16 protein-coding genes are annotated in these 17,686 nt (G+C 69.8%); 12 read left to right on the top strand and 4 right to left on the bottom strand.

The window, feature by feature from the left end:
- Window positions 1-57: 57 nt before the first annotated feature.
- The 3 genes from FB390_RS08345 to FB390_RS08335 all read right to left on the bottom strand — a co-directional run bounded on the left by FB390_RS08345 (window position 58) and on the right by FB390_RS08335 (window position 2,045).
- Entirely contained in the window at window positions 58-960 is a 903-nt protein-coding gene (locus FB390_RS08345) for a CDP-alcohol phosphatidyltransferase family protein (protein ID WP_141811624.1), read from the bottom strand.
- Window positions 960-1,673: a phosphatidylserine decarboxylase gene (locus FB390_RS08340; protein WP_141808442.1), complete on the bottom strand. Its 714-nt coding sequence runs from the start codon at window positions 1,671-1,673 to the stop codon at window positions 960-962. Before FB390_RS08340 ends, FB390_RS08345 begins: the two co-directional genes overlap by 1 nt.
- Window positions 1,674-1,772: 99 nt before the next feature.
- On the bottom strand, window positions 1,773-2,045 hold the full coding sequence (locus FB390_RS08335) for a GlsB/YeaQ/YmgE family stress response membrane protein (protein ID WP_141808441.1): 273 nt from the start codon (window positions 2,043-2,045) through the stop codon (window positions 1,773-1,775).
- A gap of 218 nt (window positions 2,046-2,263) precedes the next feature.
- On the opposite strand from FB390_RS08335, the gene FB390_RS08330 reads away from it, so the two are divergent.
- Window positions 2,264-3,292 (top strand): beta-ketoacyl-ACP synthase III, encoded by a 1,029-nt coding sequence (locus tag FB390_RS08330; RefSeq protein ID WP_141808440.1) that lies wholly within the window; start codon window positions 2,264-2,266, stop codon window positions 3,290-3,292.
- A gap of 65 nt (window positions 3,293-3,357) precedes the next feature.
- On the opposite strand, the gene FB390_RS08325 is transcribed toward FB390_RS08330, so the two are convergent.
- A complete protein-coding gene (locus FB390_RS08325; RefSeq protein WP_141808439.1) occupies window positions 3,358-3,813 on the bottom strand; it encodes an SRPBCC family protein in 456 nt (151 codons plus the stop codon).
- A 477-nt stretch (window positions 3,814-4,290) separates the two neighbouring features.
- On the opposite strand from FB390_RS08325, the gene FB390_RS08320 reads away from it, so the two are divergent.
- From FB390_RS08320 to FB390_RS08275, 11 genes are all read left to right on the top strand, one after another.
- A complete protein-coding gene (locus tag FB390_RS08320; protein ID WP_141808438.1) occupies window positions 4,291-5,958 on the top strand; it encodes an NAD(P)/FAD-dependent oxidoreductase in 1,668 nt (555 codons plus the stop codon).
- 16 nt (window positions 5,959-5,974) lie between these two features.
- Window positions 5,975-7,453, top strand: a complete 1,479-nt coding sequence (locus FB390_RS08315) for an ATP-binding protein (RefSeq protein WP_246123917.1) — start codon at window positions 5,975-5,977, stop codon at window positions 7,451-7,453.
- 28 nt (window positions 7,454-7,481) lie between these two features.
- On the top strand, window positions 7,482-7,835 hold the full coding sequence (locus FB390_RS08310) for a UBP-type zinc finger domain-containing protein (RefSeq protein ID WP_141808437.1): 354 nt from the start codon (window positions 7,482-7,484) through the stop codon (window positions 7,833-7,835).
- Between the two features lie 100 nt (window positions 7,836-7,935).
- Window positions 7,936-8,358 (top strand): hypothetical protein, encoded by a 423-nt coding sequence (locus FB390_RS08305; protein WP_141808436.1) that lies wholly within the window; start codon window positions 7,936-7,938, stop codon window positions 8,356-8,358.
- Between the two features lie 89 nt (window positions 8,359-8,447).
- Window positions 8,448-10,676 (top strand): AAA family ATPase, encoded by a 2,229-nt coding sequence (locus FB390_RS08300; RefSeq protein ID WP_141808435.1) that lies wholly within the window; start codon window positions 8,448-8,450, stop codon window positions 10,674-10,676.
- Window positions 10,677-10,737: 61 nt separating this feature from the next.
- The gene (locus tag FB390_RS08295) at window positions 10,738-12,051 is read left to right on the top strand and encodes a hypothetical protein (protein ID WP_141808434.1); all 1,314 of its coding nucleotides are present in this window, start codon (window positions 10,738-10,740) and stop codon (window positions 12,049-12,051) included.
- Between the two features lie 109 nt (window positions 12,052-12,160).
- Window positions 12,161-14,995 (top strand): Na+/H+ antiporter subunit A, encoded by a 2,835-nt coding sequence (locus tag FB390_RS08290; protein ID WP_141808433.1) that lies wholly within the window; start codon window positions 12,161-12,163, stop codon window positions 14,993-14,995.
- On the top strand, window positions 14,992-15,375 hold the full coding sequence (locus tag FB390_RS08285; RefSeq protein WP_141808432.1) for a Na(+)/H(+) antiporter subunit C: 384 nt from the start codon (window positions 14,992-14,994) through the stop codon (window positions 15,373-15,375). The genes FB390_RS08290 and FB390_RS08285 overlap by 4 nt, the downstream gene beginning before the upstream one ends.
- A complete protein-coding gene (locus FB390_RS08280; protein ID WP_141808431.1) occupies window positions 15,372-16,973 on the top strand; it encodes a Na+/H+ antiporter subunit D in 1,602 nt (533 codons plus the stop codon). The genes FB390_RS08285 and FB390_RS08280 overlap by 4 nt, the downstream gene beginning before the upstream one ends.
- Window positions 16,970-17,110: a hypothetical protein gene (locus tag FB390_RS33440; protein WP_185756975.1), complete on the top strand. Its 141-nt coding sequence runs from the start codon at window positions 16,970-16,972 to the stop codon at window positions 17,108-17,110. Before FB390_RS08280 ends, FB390_RS33440 begins: the two co-directional genes overlap by 4 nt.
- Window positions 17,107-17,682 carry a Na+/H+ antiporter subunit E gene (locus FB390_RS08275; RefSeq protein ID WP_141808430.1) on the top strand — a complete coding sequence of 192 codons (576 nt, stop codon included), beginning with the start codon at window positions 17,107-17,109 and terminating at the stop codon, window positions 17,680-17,682. The genes FB390_RS33440 and FB390_RS08275 overlap by 4 nt, the downstream gene beginning before the upstream one ends.
- Window positions 17,683-17,686 lie beyond the last annotated feature (4 nt).

Raw genomic sequence — 17,686 nt, 5'->3', positions numbered from 1 at the left:
GTGACCTTCCTCAGCGCCGCCGCTTCTCCAGTGTTCGGTCAGCGCGCGGTGCCTGTGTCAGCGCACAACGTCGTCCGCCTGTTCCCGGCGGCCACCGGGCCTGCGCAGCCGCAGCCGTGCGGTCGAACCGCGGAAACCGGAGGGGATCGCCGGACGACGCCGTTGCGCCCGGCGCTGCGCCCGGCGTTCGGCCGGCTTGTGCTGCCAGGTCTCCGGCCGCGCCGCCACCCAGCGCTGCGAATGCCAGGCGAACGGGATGTGGCCCAGGTACAGCACGACGAGGATCAGCAGCAGCACGATCGGGTAGGTGACCAGCAGGGCCGCCGCGACCGCGACGAGCACCAGCAGTCCGGCCGCCGCCTGCGGCGCCACCGACACCGACTTCATCGCGAGCGTCGGAATCGTGCTGACGCACAACGCTCCCGCGAACACCGTCCAGGCCGCGACCTCGTAGAAGCCGACCCACCAGCCGTCACCGAACTGCACGTACAGCGCGATCGGCACGAGCGCGATCAGCGCGCCCGCCGGAGCGGGCACGCCGACGAAGTACTCACGCGACCAATCGGGTCTGGTGTCGTCGTCCATCAGCGTGTTGAACCTGGCGAGGCGCAGCACGATGCTCACCGCGAACAGCAGCGCGACGATCCAGCCCGCGCTGTTCTGGTCGAGCAGGCCGATGTACAGCACGAGCGCGGGCGCGACGCCGAAGGAGATCGCGTCGGACAGCGAATCCAGCTCCGCGCCCATCTTGGTGGTGGCGTCGAGCATCCTGGCCAACCGGCCGTCGAGGGTGTCGAGCACCGCGGCAGCGCCGACCATGGCCAGCGCGACGTCGAACTCGCCGTCCAGCGCGAACTTCACCGCGGACAGACCCGAGGCCAGCGCCAGAATCGTCACGATGCTCGGAAGCAGCCGGACGCTGCGGCGCCTGCGCCGTTGGGTGGGCACAGCCGCTTCCATCATGACAACACGGCCAGAACGGTCTCGCCCCCGATGGTGCGCTGCCCCGGCTGCACCAGCAGCTCGGTGCCCGCGGGGAAGTAGGTGTCGACCCGGGAGCCGAAGCGGATCAAACCGTAGGTGTCGCCGATGGTGAGCACGTCGCCGACCTGCGCGTCGCACACGATGCGCCGAGCCAGCAGACCGGCGATCTGGACCACGACGAGTTGCTTGCCCGCCGGGGTCTCGAGCAGCATGCTGTTGCGCTCGTTGACCGAGCTGGCCTCGGGCAGATCGGCCGACCGGAATTGACCCGCCTGGTGGTGCACGGCGCGGACGGTGCCGGAGACCGGGGTGCGCTGCACGTGCACGTCCAGCACGGAGAGGAAGATGCTCACCCGGGGCAGCGGCTGATCGCCGAGCCCGAGCTCCGCGGGCGGCGCGGCCGTGTCGACCAGCGCGACTTCACCGTCGGCCGGGGAGACGACGGCGCCGACCCGGTTCGGCGGAACCCGCTTCGGGTGCCGGAAGAAGGCGGCGCAGGCCGCCGCGGCGGCCAGACCCGTCCGGCGCACCCATTTGCGCTTGCCGCCCACCACCGCGACCGCGAGCGGCGCGGCGACGAAGGGCAGCCCCGCGGGATGCAGCGGGGGAATGGCGGCCCGCACCAAGTCGACGACGTGGCCGACTCCGGTGGTTTCGGGCGTGCCGGGCGGGGTGGGACGGCGTGCCACAGGCTCCTCTTTCGTGCTAGATGCAGTCGGTTGCGCCCTTCAACGATAGGTCCGGCGCAAGCGATCACACCTTACGGGAGGAGCCTGTGACTCGTCCGGTCAGCGCAAGGCCCTGCGCCCCGTGACCAGGCCGACGAGGAACAGCAGAATCACCGCGCCACCGAGGCAGGTGAAGAAGCTGAACCACAGCCCGCCACCCTCGACGTCGACGCCGAGCAACTTCAGCAGGAATCCGCCGAGCAGACCGCCGACGATGCCGACGACGATGTTCAGCAGGATGCCCTGTTGGGCGTCCGTTTTCATGATCTTGCTTGCGATCCAGCCGGCAAGACCGCCGATGATGATCCAGCCGATAATCCCGAGACCGAGCATGATGACCTCGCATCAGTAGTTGGGAGGCACGCCGAGCAGTAGAAGGACGTGCTTTCGGCGATATACCCGGCGATTGTGAGAATACGCACTCGCGCGCCAACCCTCGGGTAATATGAGGGAGCCTCATGTCTAAGTTTCGAAGCCATGGCAAACCGATGAGGAGTTCGAGGCTCCGCCGGATCCCCGGCAGCAGCGCCGCAGGTATTAGGAGACGCATCATGTCTGCTCGAATCGCCCAGACCACCGGGGCTGAGCACACCGCGATCCTCGGGCTCGGCGTCTATCGCCCGGCCCGTGTGGTCACCAACGACGAAGTTGCGGGACCGATCAACTCCAGTGACGAGTGGATCCGGACCCGGTCGGGCATCAAGACCCGGCGTTTCGCCTCCGAGGACGAAACGATTCAAAGCATGAGTGTGGCCGCCGCGCAGAACGCGCTGGCAGCGGCGAGCGTGGACTACGACGAGGTCGACTGCGTCATCGTCGCCACGTCGACGCATCTGCTCCTGACGCCGGCCGCCGCCCCACGCATCGCCACCGAGCTCGGCATGAACGGCGTGGCCGCGTTCGACGTCTCCGCGGGTTGCGCGGGGTTCTGTCACGCGCTGGCGCTGGCGTCGGACCTCGTGCGGTGCGGAACGTCGAAGAACGTGCTGGTGATCGGCGTGGAGAAGCTGACCAACACCATCAACATGACCGACCGCTCCACCGCGTTCCTGTTCGCCGACGGCGCGGGCGCCGTGGTGGTCGGTCCCTCCGACGAGCCGGGCATCGGCCCCACCGTGTGGGGCTCGGACGGCACCCAGCACCACGCGATCCGCCAGGACAAGGACTGGATGGAGTACTTCGCCGAGATCGACGAGAAGGGCCTCGACGCGGTCCGGCCGTACCTGACCATGGAGGGCACCGCCGTCTTCCGGTGGGCCGCCCACTCGCTGGAGAAGGTGTGCCGCGACGCGATCGACCGCGCCGGACTCTCCACCGACGACATGCAGGCGATGATCCCGCACCAGGCCAACGGACGGATCATCGAGATCATGGCGCGCGTGCTCAAGCTGCCGGAGGACTGCGCGCTCGCCCACGACATCGAGGAGACGGGCAACACCTCGGCCGCGTCCATCCCGCTAGCCATGGAGGCGTTGCTACGCAACGGCGAGTCGAAGCCGGGTGACACCGCGCTGCTCATCGCCTTCGGCGCGGGGCTTTCCTACGCGGCGCAGGTCGTCAAGCTGCCGAACTGGAAGTAAACAACGTCGTCCAACGCCCTCGTCCCGCTCGGGGCGAGGGCGTTGGCGTGCCGATCGAGTGAAGGTCAGGCGCCCGACTCGGCCGTGGCCTTGATCTTGGCGAGCGTCGCGTTCATGCCGCGAACCAGATTCGCCTCGAACGCCTGCTCGCCGCCGAGCACGGTGTCGATGGCCTTGCGCACCGCCCAGGCGACACCGTTGGACACATCGCGCCGCTCGACCAGCCGGGTGCCGGTCGCGGTCGGCTCCAGCGTGTAGCTCCAGACCGTGTAGTTCTCGTTCATCCGGAAGGCGAAGGCCTGGTTCGGCTCGAACCGCACGATGCGGGAGGTGGTCGGCCAGCGCTTCCAGCCGTCCTTGTTCCAGTTCACCGTCCAGGTGCCCGCCTTGGGGGTGCCGAGCGGAATCATCCGGACCGTCATCGGGCTGAACTCGGGCATGCGCTTCAGGTCCGAGACGATCTGCCAGACCCGCTCCGGCGGTGCGGCGATGTCGACGGCGGCTTCGAGATGGTTGGGCAACGCTGCCTCCGGTGTTGCGCGGTCCGGGCAAACCGGACACATGTGTACGACGAGTTACAGACATCCTAAACGGGCGCCCTTGGAAGACAACTGTGTCACATTTTGGCTTTTTGGTTACCTCCCGTCGTAATGGTCCGCGCACAATGGCGGATAGACGAAGCACAAGCACAGCCACCAACTTTCCCGTCCAGCGTGAGGTGATCGGCCGTGAATCTTCGCTCGCTTCTTCATCGTCGGCAGCCGGACCAAGTCCCTCTGCTCCCCTCCCTAGAACCCGACGACGGGCCCGCGGCGCCCGGTTCCATATCGCGCCGAGCCGCGAAGGCGCTCGCCCAAGAGGAACGGCTGGAGCGGCTGCTCACGCCGAGCGAACTCGAAATGGTGCTTCAACACCGGGTGTGACACGCACCTCGGGGGTGATCCGGGGGACGGGAAACTTCGGCGACACACCCGACGCCGAGGCGACATACTTTTGTGGTGACTGCACCCGCTGCTACGAAACCGGCAATCCTGAGCGTCGACGACGATCCGGGCGTCTCCCGCGCGGTCGTACGCGACCTGCGCCGCCGATACGGCGCCGACTACCGGATTCTGCGCGCGGAATCCGGCCCGCAGGCGCTCGAGGCCCTGCGTGAGATGAAATTGCGCGGCCAACCGGTCGCCGTGCTGATCGCCGACTACCGGATGCCGGGCATGGACGGCATCGAATTCCTGGAGCAGGCCATGGACCTGCATCCGTACGCGCGCCGCGTGCTGCTGACCGCCTACGCCGACACCAACGCCGCGATCGACGCGATCAACGTCGTCGACCTGGACCACTACCTGCTCAAGCCGTGGGATCCGCCGGAGGAGAAGCTGTATCCGGTGCTGGACGGTCTGCTCGACGCCTGGCGCAGCAGCGAACACCGGCCGGTGACCGAGACCAAGGTGGTCGGCAACCGCTGGTCGCCGCGCTGCTCGCAGGTGCGCGAGTTCCTGGCACGCAACCAGCTCCCCTACCGCTGGTACCTGGCCGACGAGCCGGAGGGCGTCCGGCTGCTGGAGGCCGCGGGCGCCGACCCGAACCGATGTCCGGTGGTGATCACCGCTGCCGGTGACGCGCTGGTCCAGCCGACCGACAGCGCGCTGGCCGAGAGCGTCGGACTCAACGTCGTCCCCACCGGTGATTTCTACGACCTGATCGTGGTCGGCGGCGGTCCCGCCGGGCTCGGCGCCGCGGTCTACGGCGCGTCCGAGGGCCTGCGCACGGTGCTCGTCGAACGCACCGCCACCGGCGGACAGGCCGGGCAGAGTTCCCGCATCGAGAACTACCTCGGCTTCCCCGACGGGCTGTCCGGCGCGCAGCTGGCCGACCGGGCGCGGCGGCAGGCCGCCAAGTTCGGCGCCGAGGTGATCACCACGCGCGAGGTGGTGGGTCTCGAGGTCAACGGTTCCGCTCGCACCGTGCGTTTCGCCGACGGCGGCAGCCTGTGCGGCCACACCGTGATCATCGCGACGGGCGTCGACTATCGGCGGCACCCCGCGCCGGGCGTCGACGAATTCACCGGGCGCGGCGTGTATTACGGCTCGGCGATGACCGAGGCGTCCGAATGCGCCGACCACGAGGTCTACATCGTCGGCGGGGCCAACTCGGCCGGGCAGGCGGCGGTCTTCCTTTCCCGCAACGCCCGCACGGTGCACTTGGTGGTGCGCGGCGACTCGCTGGAGAAGTCGATGTCGCACTACCTGATCCAGCAGATCGCGCAGATCTCGAACATCAAGGTGCACACCAACACCGAGGTGACAGCCGCGGACGGCAACGATCACCTGGAGCGAATCATGTTGCGCGACAACGTCACGGGCGCGGAGGAGAAGGCCGAGGCCGAGCGGCTCTTCCTCTTCATCGGCGCGGCGCCGCAGACCGACTGGCTCGACGGCGTCGTCAAGCGCGACGAGGCCGGATACGTGCTGGCGGGCCCGGATCTGATGGTCGAAGGCGCGCGGCCCGCGGGCTGGGAATTGTCCCGTCCGCCACACCATTTGGAAACCAGCGTGCCGGGCGTGTTCGTCGCGGGCGACGTGCACGCCGAGTCCGCCAAGCGGGTCGCCTCGGCGGTCGGCGAGGGCGCGATGGCGGTCATGCTCGTGCACCGGTACCTGGCGTGATCTCAGGAGGGCAGTTGTGACCATCGAAAACGCGGCGCGCCGTTCGCATCTCGTCTGCGATCCCGCCGAGCTGCGAACCCTGTTCCTGTTCGAGAAGCTCGACGACGACCAGCTGGCCTGGCTGTGCGCGGACGGGCGCATCGAGTACATCGAGCCGGGACTCGTCTTCCGCGAGGGCGATCCGGCCACCTGCTTCTACGTCCTGATGGACGGCGAGGTGCGGCTGACCAAACTCTCCGGCGGCACCGAGATAGAGCTGAACCGCACCGACCACAAGGGCGCCTACGCGGGCGCGTGGAGCGCGTACCTGGGCGACAAGGCCGATCCGAACTACACCGGGTCGATGTACGTCACCCGCAAGTCCCGGTTCTACGTGCTGGACGCAGGCACCTTCGCGCGGATGATGCACGAGTGGTTCCCGATGGCGGTGCATCTGTTGGAGGGCGCGTTCTTCGGCAATCGCAACACCGCTCAGCGCGTCGCCGAACGGGAACGCCTGCTCGCCCTCGGTTCGCTCTCCGCGGGTCTGACCCACGAGCTGAACAACCCGGCCGCCGCGGCCGTGCGCGCCACCTCCGGCCTGCGCGAGCGGGTCGCGGGCATGCGGCACAAGCTGGCCATGATGGCCGACGGGAAGTTCCAGCCGGAGGTGCTGGTCACCCTGGTTCGGTTGCAGGAGGAGGCGGCGGCCCAGGTCGCCAAGGCGCCCGAACTGACGCCGATGGAGGCCGCCGACCGGGAGGACATGCTCGGCGAATGGCTCGAGGAGCACGAGATCGGTGACGGCTGGGCGCTGGCCCCGAATTTCGTGCAGGCCGGGTTCGACGTCGACTGGCTGGAACGAATCTGGGGCACCTTGGAGGGTTGCCCGAACAAGGTGTTCGAGGGCGCGATCCGCTGGCTCAACTACACCATCGAGACCGAGCTGCTGATGAACGAGATCGCGGACTCGACGGCCCGGATATCCACGCTGGTCGACGCCGCCAAGCAGTACTCGCAGATGGACCGGGCTCCGTTCCAGGTGGTCGACCTGCACGAACTGCTCGACAGCACGCTGGTCATGTTGAACAGGAAGCTCGGCGACGGTGTGAAGGTGGTCAAGGAGTACGACCGCAGTTTGCCGCCGCTGCCCTGCTACGCCGCCGAGCTGAACCAGGTGTGGACGAACCTGATCGACAACGCCGTCTACGCCATGCGCGGCGAAGGCACCCTCACCGTGCGGACCGGCAAGGAGAACGACTGCGCCGTCGTCGAGATCGGCGACACCGGCCCCGGCATCCCCAAGGACGTCCTGCGGCGCGTCTTCGAACCGTTCTTCACCACCAAACCGGTCGGCGAGGGCACCGGTCTCGGCCTCGACATCTCCTTCCGCATCGTCGTCAACAAGCACAACGGCGACATCCGAGTCGAATCCGAACCGGGCAACACTCGCTTCACGGTCCGTCTCCCCCTGCACCGCCCGGAGCAGAATGAAGACGCGCTGGAAACCCCTTGACCGAACACACCGCCGTAGGAGCGAATCCATGACGGAAGCCATCGAAGGCATCAATCCCGCTGTCCCGCCCAGCGGGCCCGGCTGCCTGGAGTGCGAGGCCGAGCAGGGGTGGTGGGTTCATCTGCGCCGCTGCGCCGAATGCGGTCACATCGGCTGCTGCGATACCTCCCCGGCCCAGCACGCGAGCAAGCACGCCAAGGACACCGGTCACCCCTTCATCCAGAGCTTCGAGCCGGGTGAGGACTGGTTCTGGGATTTCCGCAGCGAGGAGATGTACGGCGGCGGACCCGAGCTGGCTCCGCCGCACAGCCATCCCGCGGACCAGGGCGTACCTGGCCCGCGCGGGCGGGTGCCCGAGGACTGGCAAGCGCACATTCACTGAGCCCGCGTGCGCTTGGGCTTGCCGGAAACCCGATCTTTCCCGGTACGCTGCTGCCGACGCCGGAGGCTCCGGCGCTCTGTGGCACCCGGGAAAGCACCAAATGAAGCGAATTTCCGTCATCGTCCTCGCCGCGGGAGCGGTGGCTCTGGCGGCGACCGGCTGCGGCGGGTCGGACGAGTCCAACGATGCGAGCGGCCTACGCAAGGGCAGCACGGGCACCAGCACCAGCGCGACGCAGGCACCGACCACGACCGTTTCCGCGCCGGCCACACCCGACAGCGCTCCGGCGACGACCGAGTCTCCCGACACCTCCGGCCTCGGTCCGGCCTCGCGCACCACGTGCGGTGAGTTCAAGGAACTCGACAGCGAAGCCGAGAAGCGGGTGATCGAGCAGATCCTCGCCGAGAACCCGGAAAGCTCGTTCGCGGGCAGCCCGAACGTCGCGCTCGGTACCGCCAAGCTGGTCTGCTTGTCGCCAAGCAACGCGGAAAAGCCGGTGGCCGTCGCCGCCCGCATCATCTAAGCGCGAAGCGGGACGCTGCCGGACGGGGCGAAGGCGGAGCTACGCTCGGTCCCTGTCCACCGCCGCCCCAACGCGGGCAGAATGGCACAGTGGCAGAACTGGCGCTCACCGCTCGACTGAATACGTCCGCCGCCGATGCGAGACGCGGCGTGGTGCGCCTGCATCCGGAGGCGTTGACGGCGCTCGGCCTACGCGAGTGGGACGGCGTCGCGCTGGCGGGATCGCGCCGCACCGCGGCGGTGGTCGGCATCGCGCCCGCGGGCACTCCGGCGGGCGTCGCGCTGCTGGACGACGTGACGCTGTCGAACGCGGGACTGCGCGAGAACGCCACCGTGGTGGTCTCCCCCGCCACGGTGTTCGGCGCCAAACAGATCTCGCTCAGCGGCTCGGTGCACGCCTGCCGCAGCATTCCGGCCGCCACGCTGCGGCAGGCGCTGCTCGGCAAGGTCGTCACGGTGGGCGACGCGGTGTCGCTGCTGCCGCGCGATCTGGGGCCGGACATTCCCTCCTCGGCGGCGAGCCAGGCGCTGTCGCGCACCTTCGGCATCGCGTGGACCACCGAGCTGCTGACCGTCACCGCCACCGATCCGATGCGCGGGCCGGTGAGCGTGCAGCCCAATACGGCCGTCGCCTGGGGCCCGGGGGCGGTCGCGGCGATGGACGCCGCCGAACGCGCGGCAGCCGGGGGCCACACCTCCCGCGCGGCGATCGAGGCCGCCGCGGGCACCAATGGCTCGACCGCGGTCCGCGGGGCGCCGCCGCGCGTTCCGGCGGAGGAACTCGTCGGCGTGCACGCCCAGGCCTCGAAGCTGGCCGAATGGCTCAGCCTCGCGCTCGACGAACCCGAACTGCTCAAAACCCTCGGCGCCACCCCGCATCTCGGGGTGCTGATCACCGGGCCCGCCGGCGTCGGCAAGGCCACCCTGGCCCGGTCGGTGACCGCCCCTCGGCGCCTCGTCGAGTTGGACGGGCCCTCGGTCGGCGCACAGGAGGGCGGCGCCCGGCTGCGCGAGGTGGCCGAGGCGGTCGCCGATGTCGCGTCCGGTCGCGGCGGCATCCTGCTCATCACCGACATCGACGCGCTGCTGCCCGCCGACGCGGAGCCGGTCGCGACGCTGATCCTGGACCAGTTGCGCGGGGCGATGGCCGAGACCAGCGTGGCGTTCATCGCGACGACCGCGCATCCGGCGGGTGTGGACGCGCGGCTGCGCGCACCGGACCTCTGTGATCGGGAGCTCGCGCTGCCGCTGCCCACGGCGGCGATGCGCAAGGCGCTGCTGGAGCAGCTGTTGCGCAAGGTACCGACCGGTGACCTGAAGCTCGACGAGATCGCCGCGCGCACACCGGGTTTCGTGGTGTCGGATCTCGCGGCGCTGTGCCGGGAGGCGGCGCTGCGCGCGGCGTCGCGGGTGAGCAAGGAGCAGGCCGACCCGCGCCTGACCCAGCAGGACCTGGTCGGCGCGCTGGAGGTGATCCGTCCGCTGTCGCGTTCCGGCATGGAGGAATTGGCGATCGGCAGCCTCGGCTTGGACGACGTCGGCGACATGATCGAGACGAAGCAGGCGCTCACCGAATCGGTGCTATGGCCGCTGCGCCATCCGGATTCCTTCGCAAGGCTCGGCATCGATCCGCCGCGCGGCGTGCTGCTCTACGGCCCGCCGGGCTGCGGCAAGACCTTCCTGGTGCGGGCGCTGGCGGGCTCGGGCCAGCTCAGCGTGCACGCGGTCAAGGGCGCCGAGCTGCTGGACAAGTGGGTCGGCGCGTCGGAGCGGGCGGTGCGCGAATTGTTCCAGCGGGCAAGGGATTCCGCGCCGTCGTTGATTTTCCTCGACGAGGTCGACGCGCTCGCGCCGCGCCGCGGGCAGAGCACCGACTCCGGTGTCGGCGACCGCGTGGTCGCCGCGCTGCTCACCGAGCTCGACGGCGTGGAGCCGCTGCGCGACGTGGTGGTGCTCGGCGCGACGAACCGGCCCGAGCTGATCGATCCCGCGCTGCTGCGGCCGGGCCGGTTGGAGCGGCTGGTGTTCGTGCCGCCGCCGGACGGCGCGGCGCGGCTGGAGATCCTGCGGACCGCGGGTCGTTCGGTGCCGCTGGCCGCCGACGTCGACCTGACCGCGCTCGCCGCCGACCTGGACGGCTACTCGGCCGCCGACTGCGCCGCGCTGCTGCGCGAGGCCGCGCTCGCGGCGATGCGCCGCGACGTGGCGGCCGCCGACGTGACCGCCGCCGATCTCGCCGCCGCCCGGGCGGTGGTGCGTCCTTCGCTGGATCCGGACCAGGTCGAGACCCTGCGCAGGTACGCGGAAAACCGCAGCTGACGGACACGGCGCCGGCCCGGTAATCACGGTCTCGGCGCAGTCGCGCGGGTATGTTGCCCTGGTGCGGCGATGGATCGGCGACGGAGTCGACGTGGTCACGGCCTTCATCGGGGCCGCGGTCGCGGGGATCGCGCTGTTCCTGCCGATCACCTTCGCCTGGACCGCGCAGAGCACCCCGTACCGGATCGCCAGCCTGATCAACAGCGTGCCGCGCGGCGCGACGATCGGCATGGTCGTCGCGGTCACGGTCGCGGTGCTGATCACCACCTTCGCCCGGCCGCTGGTCGGCTGGATCGTCGCGTTCGGCGGCGCGCTCGGCATGTACGTCAACCACTTCGCGGGCCGCGACGTCTCCTCCGCCGATCTGCTCACCACGCAGAACTACATCGATGCGGTATGCGGCGGAATCATTCTGGGCGCGTTGGGCGCCGCCGCGTTGCGCCGCCGCGCCTCGGCGATCGGCTACGTGCTCGGCGCGGTGAGCTTCTTCGTCTTCGGCGATCTCGCAGACCTGCTCGACCTGCCCGATCAGGACCCGTGGTCGGTGCTGGAGACGCCGCCGTTCTCGATGATCGGCATCGCGGTGGTGCTGCTGTTCGTCGCCATCGCTCGCAATCGCGACCGGGCCGGACCGGAGAGCGACTCGACAGTGCCGATCGATCTGCCGATCACGCCGATACTCGCGGCGATCGTGCTCGGCCTGATCGTCCTCGCGGCGACCGAATGGCTGGCCGCTCAATACAACAATGTCTCCGCGCCCGGGGACAACCGGCTGGAAATCGCGATCGCCGTGGCTGCCACCATCAGCGCCGCGCTCATCGCGGCCATGCTGCTGCCCGGACGCGACGGCGTCGGCGTGCTGCTCGCGGTGAGTCTGGTCGCGACCGCCGACTCGCTGGGTTACGTACCCCGGCCTTGGTGGAGCGTCTTCGTGGTGCTCGCGCTCACCGCGCTCGGCTTGTTCGCCGGTCTGCGCGCGCCGTCGCCTTTTCTGGCGCTGCTGGCGCTGATGGGCGTCACGGTGTTCGCGTGGGTCGACGCGCACGGCGACGGCACGTTCTACTACTCCGTCGCGACGGTGCTGCTAGCGCTGACCGCCGGCTTCTGCGGCGGCGCCGCCCGCCCGCGCTACGGCCCGAGCGCCGTGCTCGCCATCGGCGCGCTCTACCTGCCGAGCGTCGTCACCGCGCTGCCGGTGGAGAACGAGACGTGGCCGCCGCGGGACAACATGGCGCACGCCACCACGCCCGGCCGGGTCGCGCTGATGATCGTGGTCGGGTGCACGATCGCCCTCCTCCTGCTCTACCGGCTGCGGCCGCGCGCCTACCGCAAACCGGCGCCGCCCGTGCAGCGGGACGAGGTAGCGGACATATAGCCGAGCCGCCGCGACATGGCTGACGCCATAGCCGCCGCTCCCGCGAAAAACCCTGGCTTTACGTAGGCTGGAACCGCACCACCGCCCGCCACAACCGACGGAGTGCAGTTTGCTCGTGATCCTGCTCGCCCACGCGCTCGCCGCGCTGGCAGCGCCGTGGTGCGTACGGGTGTGGGGGCGCAACGCGTTCGCGGTGCTCGCGCTCGCGCCGCTGGGCGGTTTCGGCTGGGTGATCGCGAATTGGGATAGCGGCCAGCAGGTTCGGGTGACCTGGGCGCCCGCGATCGCGATGAACATCGAGCTGCGCTTCGATTCGCTGGCGGCCGTCATGGCCGCGCTGGTGCTCGGCGTCGGCACGCTGATCCTGCTCTACTGCACCCGCTATTTCACGAACGACGAACCGCGGCTCGGCGTCTTCGCCGCCCAGTTCGTCGGCTTCGCCGGCGCCATGTTCGGACTGGTCACCAGCGACAACATGCTGCTGCTCTACGTCTTCTGGGAGACGACGACGGTGCTGTCGTTCCTGCTCGTCGGCCACCACGCCGAGCGGGCGACCAGCAGGCGCGCGGCACTGCAAGCACTGCTGGTCACCGGCGCGGGCGGGCTGGCAATGCTGGTCGGCATCGTGATCCTCGGACAGACCTGCGGCACCTACCTGCTCTCGGAACTGCTGGCGATGGACCGCCCGCCGGACGGGATCGCGGTATCGGTGGCGGTGGCGCTCGTTCTCGTCGGCGCGCTGAGCAAGTCCGCGATCGTTCCGCTGCACTTCTGGCTCCCCGGCGCGATGGCCGCGCCCACGCCGGTGAGCGCGTACCTGCACGCCGCGGCCATGGTGAAGGCGGGCGTGTACCTGGTGGCGCGGCTCGCGCCGGTCTTCGCGAGCAGTCCGCCGTGGCATCCGATGGTGCTCGTCCTCGGCGCGGTGACCATGCTGCTCGCGGGCCTTCGCGCACTGCGGGTGACCGATCTGAAGCTGCTGCTCGCCTTCGGCACGGTGAGCCAGCTGGGATTCCTGATCGTGCTGCTGGGAATCGGCACGCCGGACGCGGCACTGGCCGGGACGACGCTGATCGTGGCGCACGCGTTGTTCAAGGCGTGCCTGTTCATGGTGGTCGGGATCGTGGACCACGGCACGGGCACCCGCGATCTGCGCGAGTTGTCCGGGCTCGGCCGGCGCGCGCCGGTGCTGTGCGGGGTCGCCGTGCTCGCGGCGCTGAGCATGGCGGGCATTCCGCTGCTGCTCGGGTTCGTCGGCAAGGAGAGCGCGCTCGGCGCGATCCTGGACGCGGAGACGTTGGCGGTTCCGGCGCGCGTCGCGTTGTGCGCGGCGATCGTGCTCGGTTCCATGTTGACCGTCGGTTACAGCGCCCGTTTCGTCTGGGGCGCGTTCGGGAACAGGGAACTCGACAGGGAACCGTCGTGGCACGCGCCCGGACCGTTGTTCCTCGGGCCGCCCGCCGCGCTCGCCGTCGCCAGCCTCGCCGCGGGTGTCGGGGCGCAACGGCTGGACGAGCTGCTGCGCGGGTATCCGGAAACGCTTCCTGGCGAGCTGATTTCGCACCTCGCGCTGTGGCACGGGTTCACCCTGCCGCTCGCGCTCTCGGTGCTGATCATCGCCGTGGGCTCGGCACTCTTCTTGGTACGCAACCGATTCGGCGAAACGGCGCACCCGCGCCTCGGCAACGCCGACCGCGCCTACGACGCCACCCTGCGCGCGATGGACCGGCTCTCGCTGCGGATGACCGGATCGGTGCAGCGCGGCTCGCTGCCGCTGAGCCAAGCCGCCATCCTCGGCACCCTGACCATCCTGCCCGCGGTACTGCTCGCGCTCGGCACCAAGACGGGAGTCGAACTGCGCCTGTGGGATTCGCCGTTGCAGCTGGCCATCGCCGGGATCATGGCGGCCATGGCGTTCGCGGCCACCGTCCTGCGCAACCGGCTCGCCAGCGTGCTGGTCGTCGGCGTCACCGGCTACGGCTGCGGCGTGATCTTCGCGCTGCACGGCGCGCCGGACCTCGCCCTCACCCAGTTCCTCGTCGAGACGGTGACGCTGGTGGTCTTCGTACTCGTCCTGCGCGCCTTCCCCGCCGAGATCGAGGAGAGCAGGACCGCCCCGTTCGAGGTGCGCCGGGCCGCGCTGGCGGTCGCGGTCGGGACGAGCGTCGCGGTGCTGACCGCCTTCGCCACGGCGGCGCGCGGCGCGGAACCCATCTGGCACCGCATCCCCGAGGCCGCCTACCGGCTCGGCGGCGGTAAGAACGCGGTCAACGTGCTGCTCGTCGACATCAGGGCGTGGGACACCCTCGGCGAGGTCTCGGTGCTCATCGTCGCCGCCACCGGCGTCGCCTCGATGGTGTTCCGCACCAGGCGTTTCGGCGCGGCGCCGCGCGCCGCCGACTCGCCGGACTACAACCCGGATCTGGTCAGCTGGCTGCCCGCCGGGCGGCTGGTGGGCCGCCGGGAACGCTCGATGGTCTTGCAGGTCACCGCGCGCCTGCTCTTCCCGACGATGATGGTGCTCTCGGTCTACTTCTTCTTCGCCGGCCACAACGCGCCCGGCGGCGGTTTCGCGGGCGGGCTCACCGCGGGCCTCGCGCTGACCCTGCGCTATCTCGCGGGCGGCCGCTACGAACTCGGCGAGGCGCTGCCGGTGGAAGCGGGCCACGTGCTCGGCGCCGGGCTGACGCTGGCGGCGGGCACCGCGGCCACCTCGCTGCTGCTCGGCGCGCCGCCGCTGTCCTCGGCGATCATCGAGGTCACAGTGCCACTGTTCGGGCACGTCAAGCTGGTGACGTCGCTGCTGTTCGACCTCGGCGTCTACCTGATCGTGGTCGGCCTGGTCCTCGACGTGCTGCGCAGCCTCGGCGCCCGCCTGGACAGCGAACTCGGCGACTCCCCGAGCGACGAACCTTCCCCGGCGCCGCGAGGCGGTCGGGCATGACGTCGAACCTCACCCTGCTCGTGCTCATCGGCGTCCTCACCGCCTGCGGCGTCTACCTGATCCTGGAGCGAGCCGTCTCCAAGATGCTGCTCGGCATGATCCTGTTCGGCAACGCGGTGAACCTGCTGATCCTGACCGTCGGCGGTCCGGACGGCGACCCGCCCGTCGGCGGCGCCGAGGCGGGCGCGCACGAAGGCATGGCGGATCCGCTCGCCCAGGCGATGATGCTCACCGCGATCGTCATCACGATGGGCCTCGCGGCGTTCGTGCTCTCGCTCGCCTACCGGTCCTACATGCTCACCACCACCGACGACGTGCAGAACGACCCCGGTGACGCGGAGGTGGCGGCGCGGCGCGACCGAGAGGATCCGGAAGATTGAGCCTCTCGCCGCACCTCCTGCCCGCGCTCGCGCCGCTGCCGGTGCTCGTTCCGCTGCTCGGCGCCGCCGCGACGCTGATCTTCGGCCGCAGGCCCCGCATCCAGCGCACGGTCACCCTGGTCGCGCTGACCGCGGTCGTCGTAATCACCGGAATGCTGCTCTACCTGGCCGACCGGGACGGCACCGCCGCGGTCCAGGTCGGCGGATGGGACACCCCGATCGGCATCACGCTGGTGGTGGACCGGCTCGCCGCGGGCATGCTGCTCATCTCGGCCATCGTGCTGCTCGCCGTCTCGGTCTACGGCGCGGGCCAGAACATCCGCGACGGCGACGAGCGCCAGCCGACCTCCATCTACCGCCCCACGTATCTCGTTCTGACAGCCGGTGTTTCGGCGGCCTTCCTGGCCGGTGACCTGTTCAACCTGTTCGTCGGCTTCGAGATGCTGCTCGCCGCGTCGTTCGTGCTGCTCACCGTGGGCGCGACCGCCGAACGCATCCGCGCGGGCGTGGCGTACGTGATGGTGTCGATGCTGTCGTCGCTGATCTTCCTGACCGGCATCGGACTGGTCTACGCGACCACCGGGACACTGAATCTGGCGCAGATCGCCGTCCGCCTCGGCGCGGCGCCCGAGGGCGTGCGCACGGCGGTCTACGCGGTGCTGCTGGTCGCCTTCGGCATCAAGGCGGCGGTGTTCCCGCTGTACAACTGGCTGCCCGACTCGTACCCGACCGCGCCGGCGCCGGTGACCGCCGTCTTCGCCGGTTTGCTGACGAAAGTCGGCGTGTACTCGATCATTCGGACGCACACGCTGTTGTTCCCCGACGGGGCTTTCGACAACATCCTGCTGATCTGCGGCCTGCTCACCATGGTGATCGGCATTCTCGGCGCGATCGCCCAGCACGACATCCGACGGCTGCTGTCGTTCACGCTGGTCAGCCACATCGGCTACATGATCTTCGGTGTCGGGCTCGCCACGGCGGCCGGTCTCGCGGGCGCGGTGTTCTATGTGGCGCACCACATTCTGGTGCAGACCACCCTGTTCCTGGTGGTCGGCCTGATCGAGCGGCAAGCCGGTTCCACCTCGCTGCGCAGGCTCGGCGGGCTGGCCGCCGCGAGCCCCGTACTCGGTCTGCTCTTCCTGGTGCCCGCGCTGAATCTCGGTGGGATACCACCCTTCTCGGGCTTCATCGGCAAGGTCGCGCTGCTCCAGGCGGGCGCGGCCGACGGCAGCGTGCTGGCCTGGGTGCTGGTCGGGGGCGCGGTGCTGACCAGCCTGCTGACGCTGTACGTCGTCGCGCGGGTGTGGGCGAAAGCGTTCTGGCGGCCGCGCTCCGAAGCTCCGGAAGGACACCTCGCGGCCGCGAAACCGCCGACCCTGATCGAGGATTCGACCGACGTCCTCTACGACGAACGCACCGATCCCGGCCGCATCCCGCCGCTCATGCTGCTCTCGACGATGGCGCTCGCCGCGGTCGGTCTCGGCCTCACCGTGCTGGCCGGACCGATCCTCGGCATCGCCGACCGAGCCGCGGCCGATCTGAACGATCCCGCGGTGTACGTCGGCGCGGTGCTCGGCGAACCGGAGGCGTATCGATGAGTGAACGCGATGGGCTGATCATGCGGCGGCGCGCACCGGAACAGCGCGGCGTCGATCGCGGCGCTGCTCACCCCGGCATCGGCCGGATCGTCTTCCGGACCGGTCGCCGTCACGGATTCCGTGAGGCACAAGCATGAGTATCGGCGACGAGATCCCCAGCGGGACAAGCGGCTCCGGCTCCCGGCGCGTCGGCAAGGACAGCGTCGTCCGAGTCGGCGTGCTGCTCTGGCTCGCCGCCGTCTACATGGCGCTGTGGGGCGATCTCAGCATCGGCAACCTGCTGGCGGGTCTGGCGGTCGGCACGCTGATCATGGTGGCGCTGCCGCTGCCCCGAATCCCGGTGAGCGGACGGCTCAACCTGATCGCGCTCGCCGAGGTGGTGTGGGTGTGCGCCTACTACGCGCTCGAATCCAGCTTGCAGATCGCGTGGTTCGCGCTGCGGCCCGCGCCGCCGCCGGTCTCCGGCGTGCTGCGGGTCAACCTGAGCACCAGGTCGGACCTGGTACTGGTGCTGACAACCGACCTGCTCAACCTGATCCCCGGCACGATGGTGCTCGAGATCGACCGCAACCGCTGCCTGGTCTACGTGCACGTGCTCGACGTGGGCAGCGAGGCCGCGGTGGCGCGGTTCTACCAGCAGACCCGCCGCCTGGAACGGCTGCTGATCTCCGCATTCGAGCGGCCCGTACCGAAAACCGTCCGGAGGTGAACGC

The organism is Nocardia bhagyanarayanae, from assembly GCF_006716565.1.
Lineage (GTDB): Bacteria > Actinomycetota > Actinomycetes > Mycobacteriales > Mycobacteriaceae > Nocardia > Nocardia bhagyanarayanae.
The sequence above is the reverse complement of the archived record's forward strand: the minus strand, read 5'-3'. Positions and strand labels throughout refer to the sequence as shown.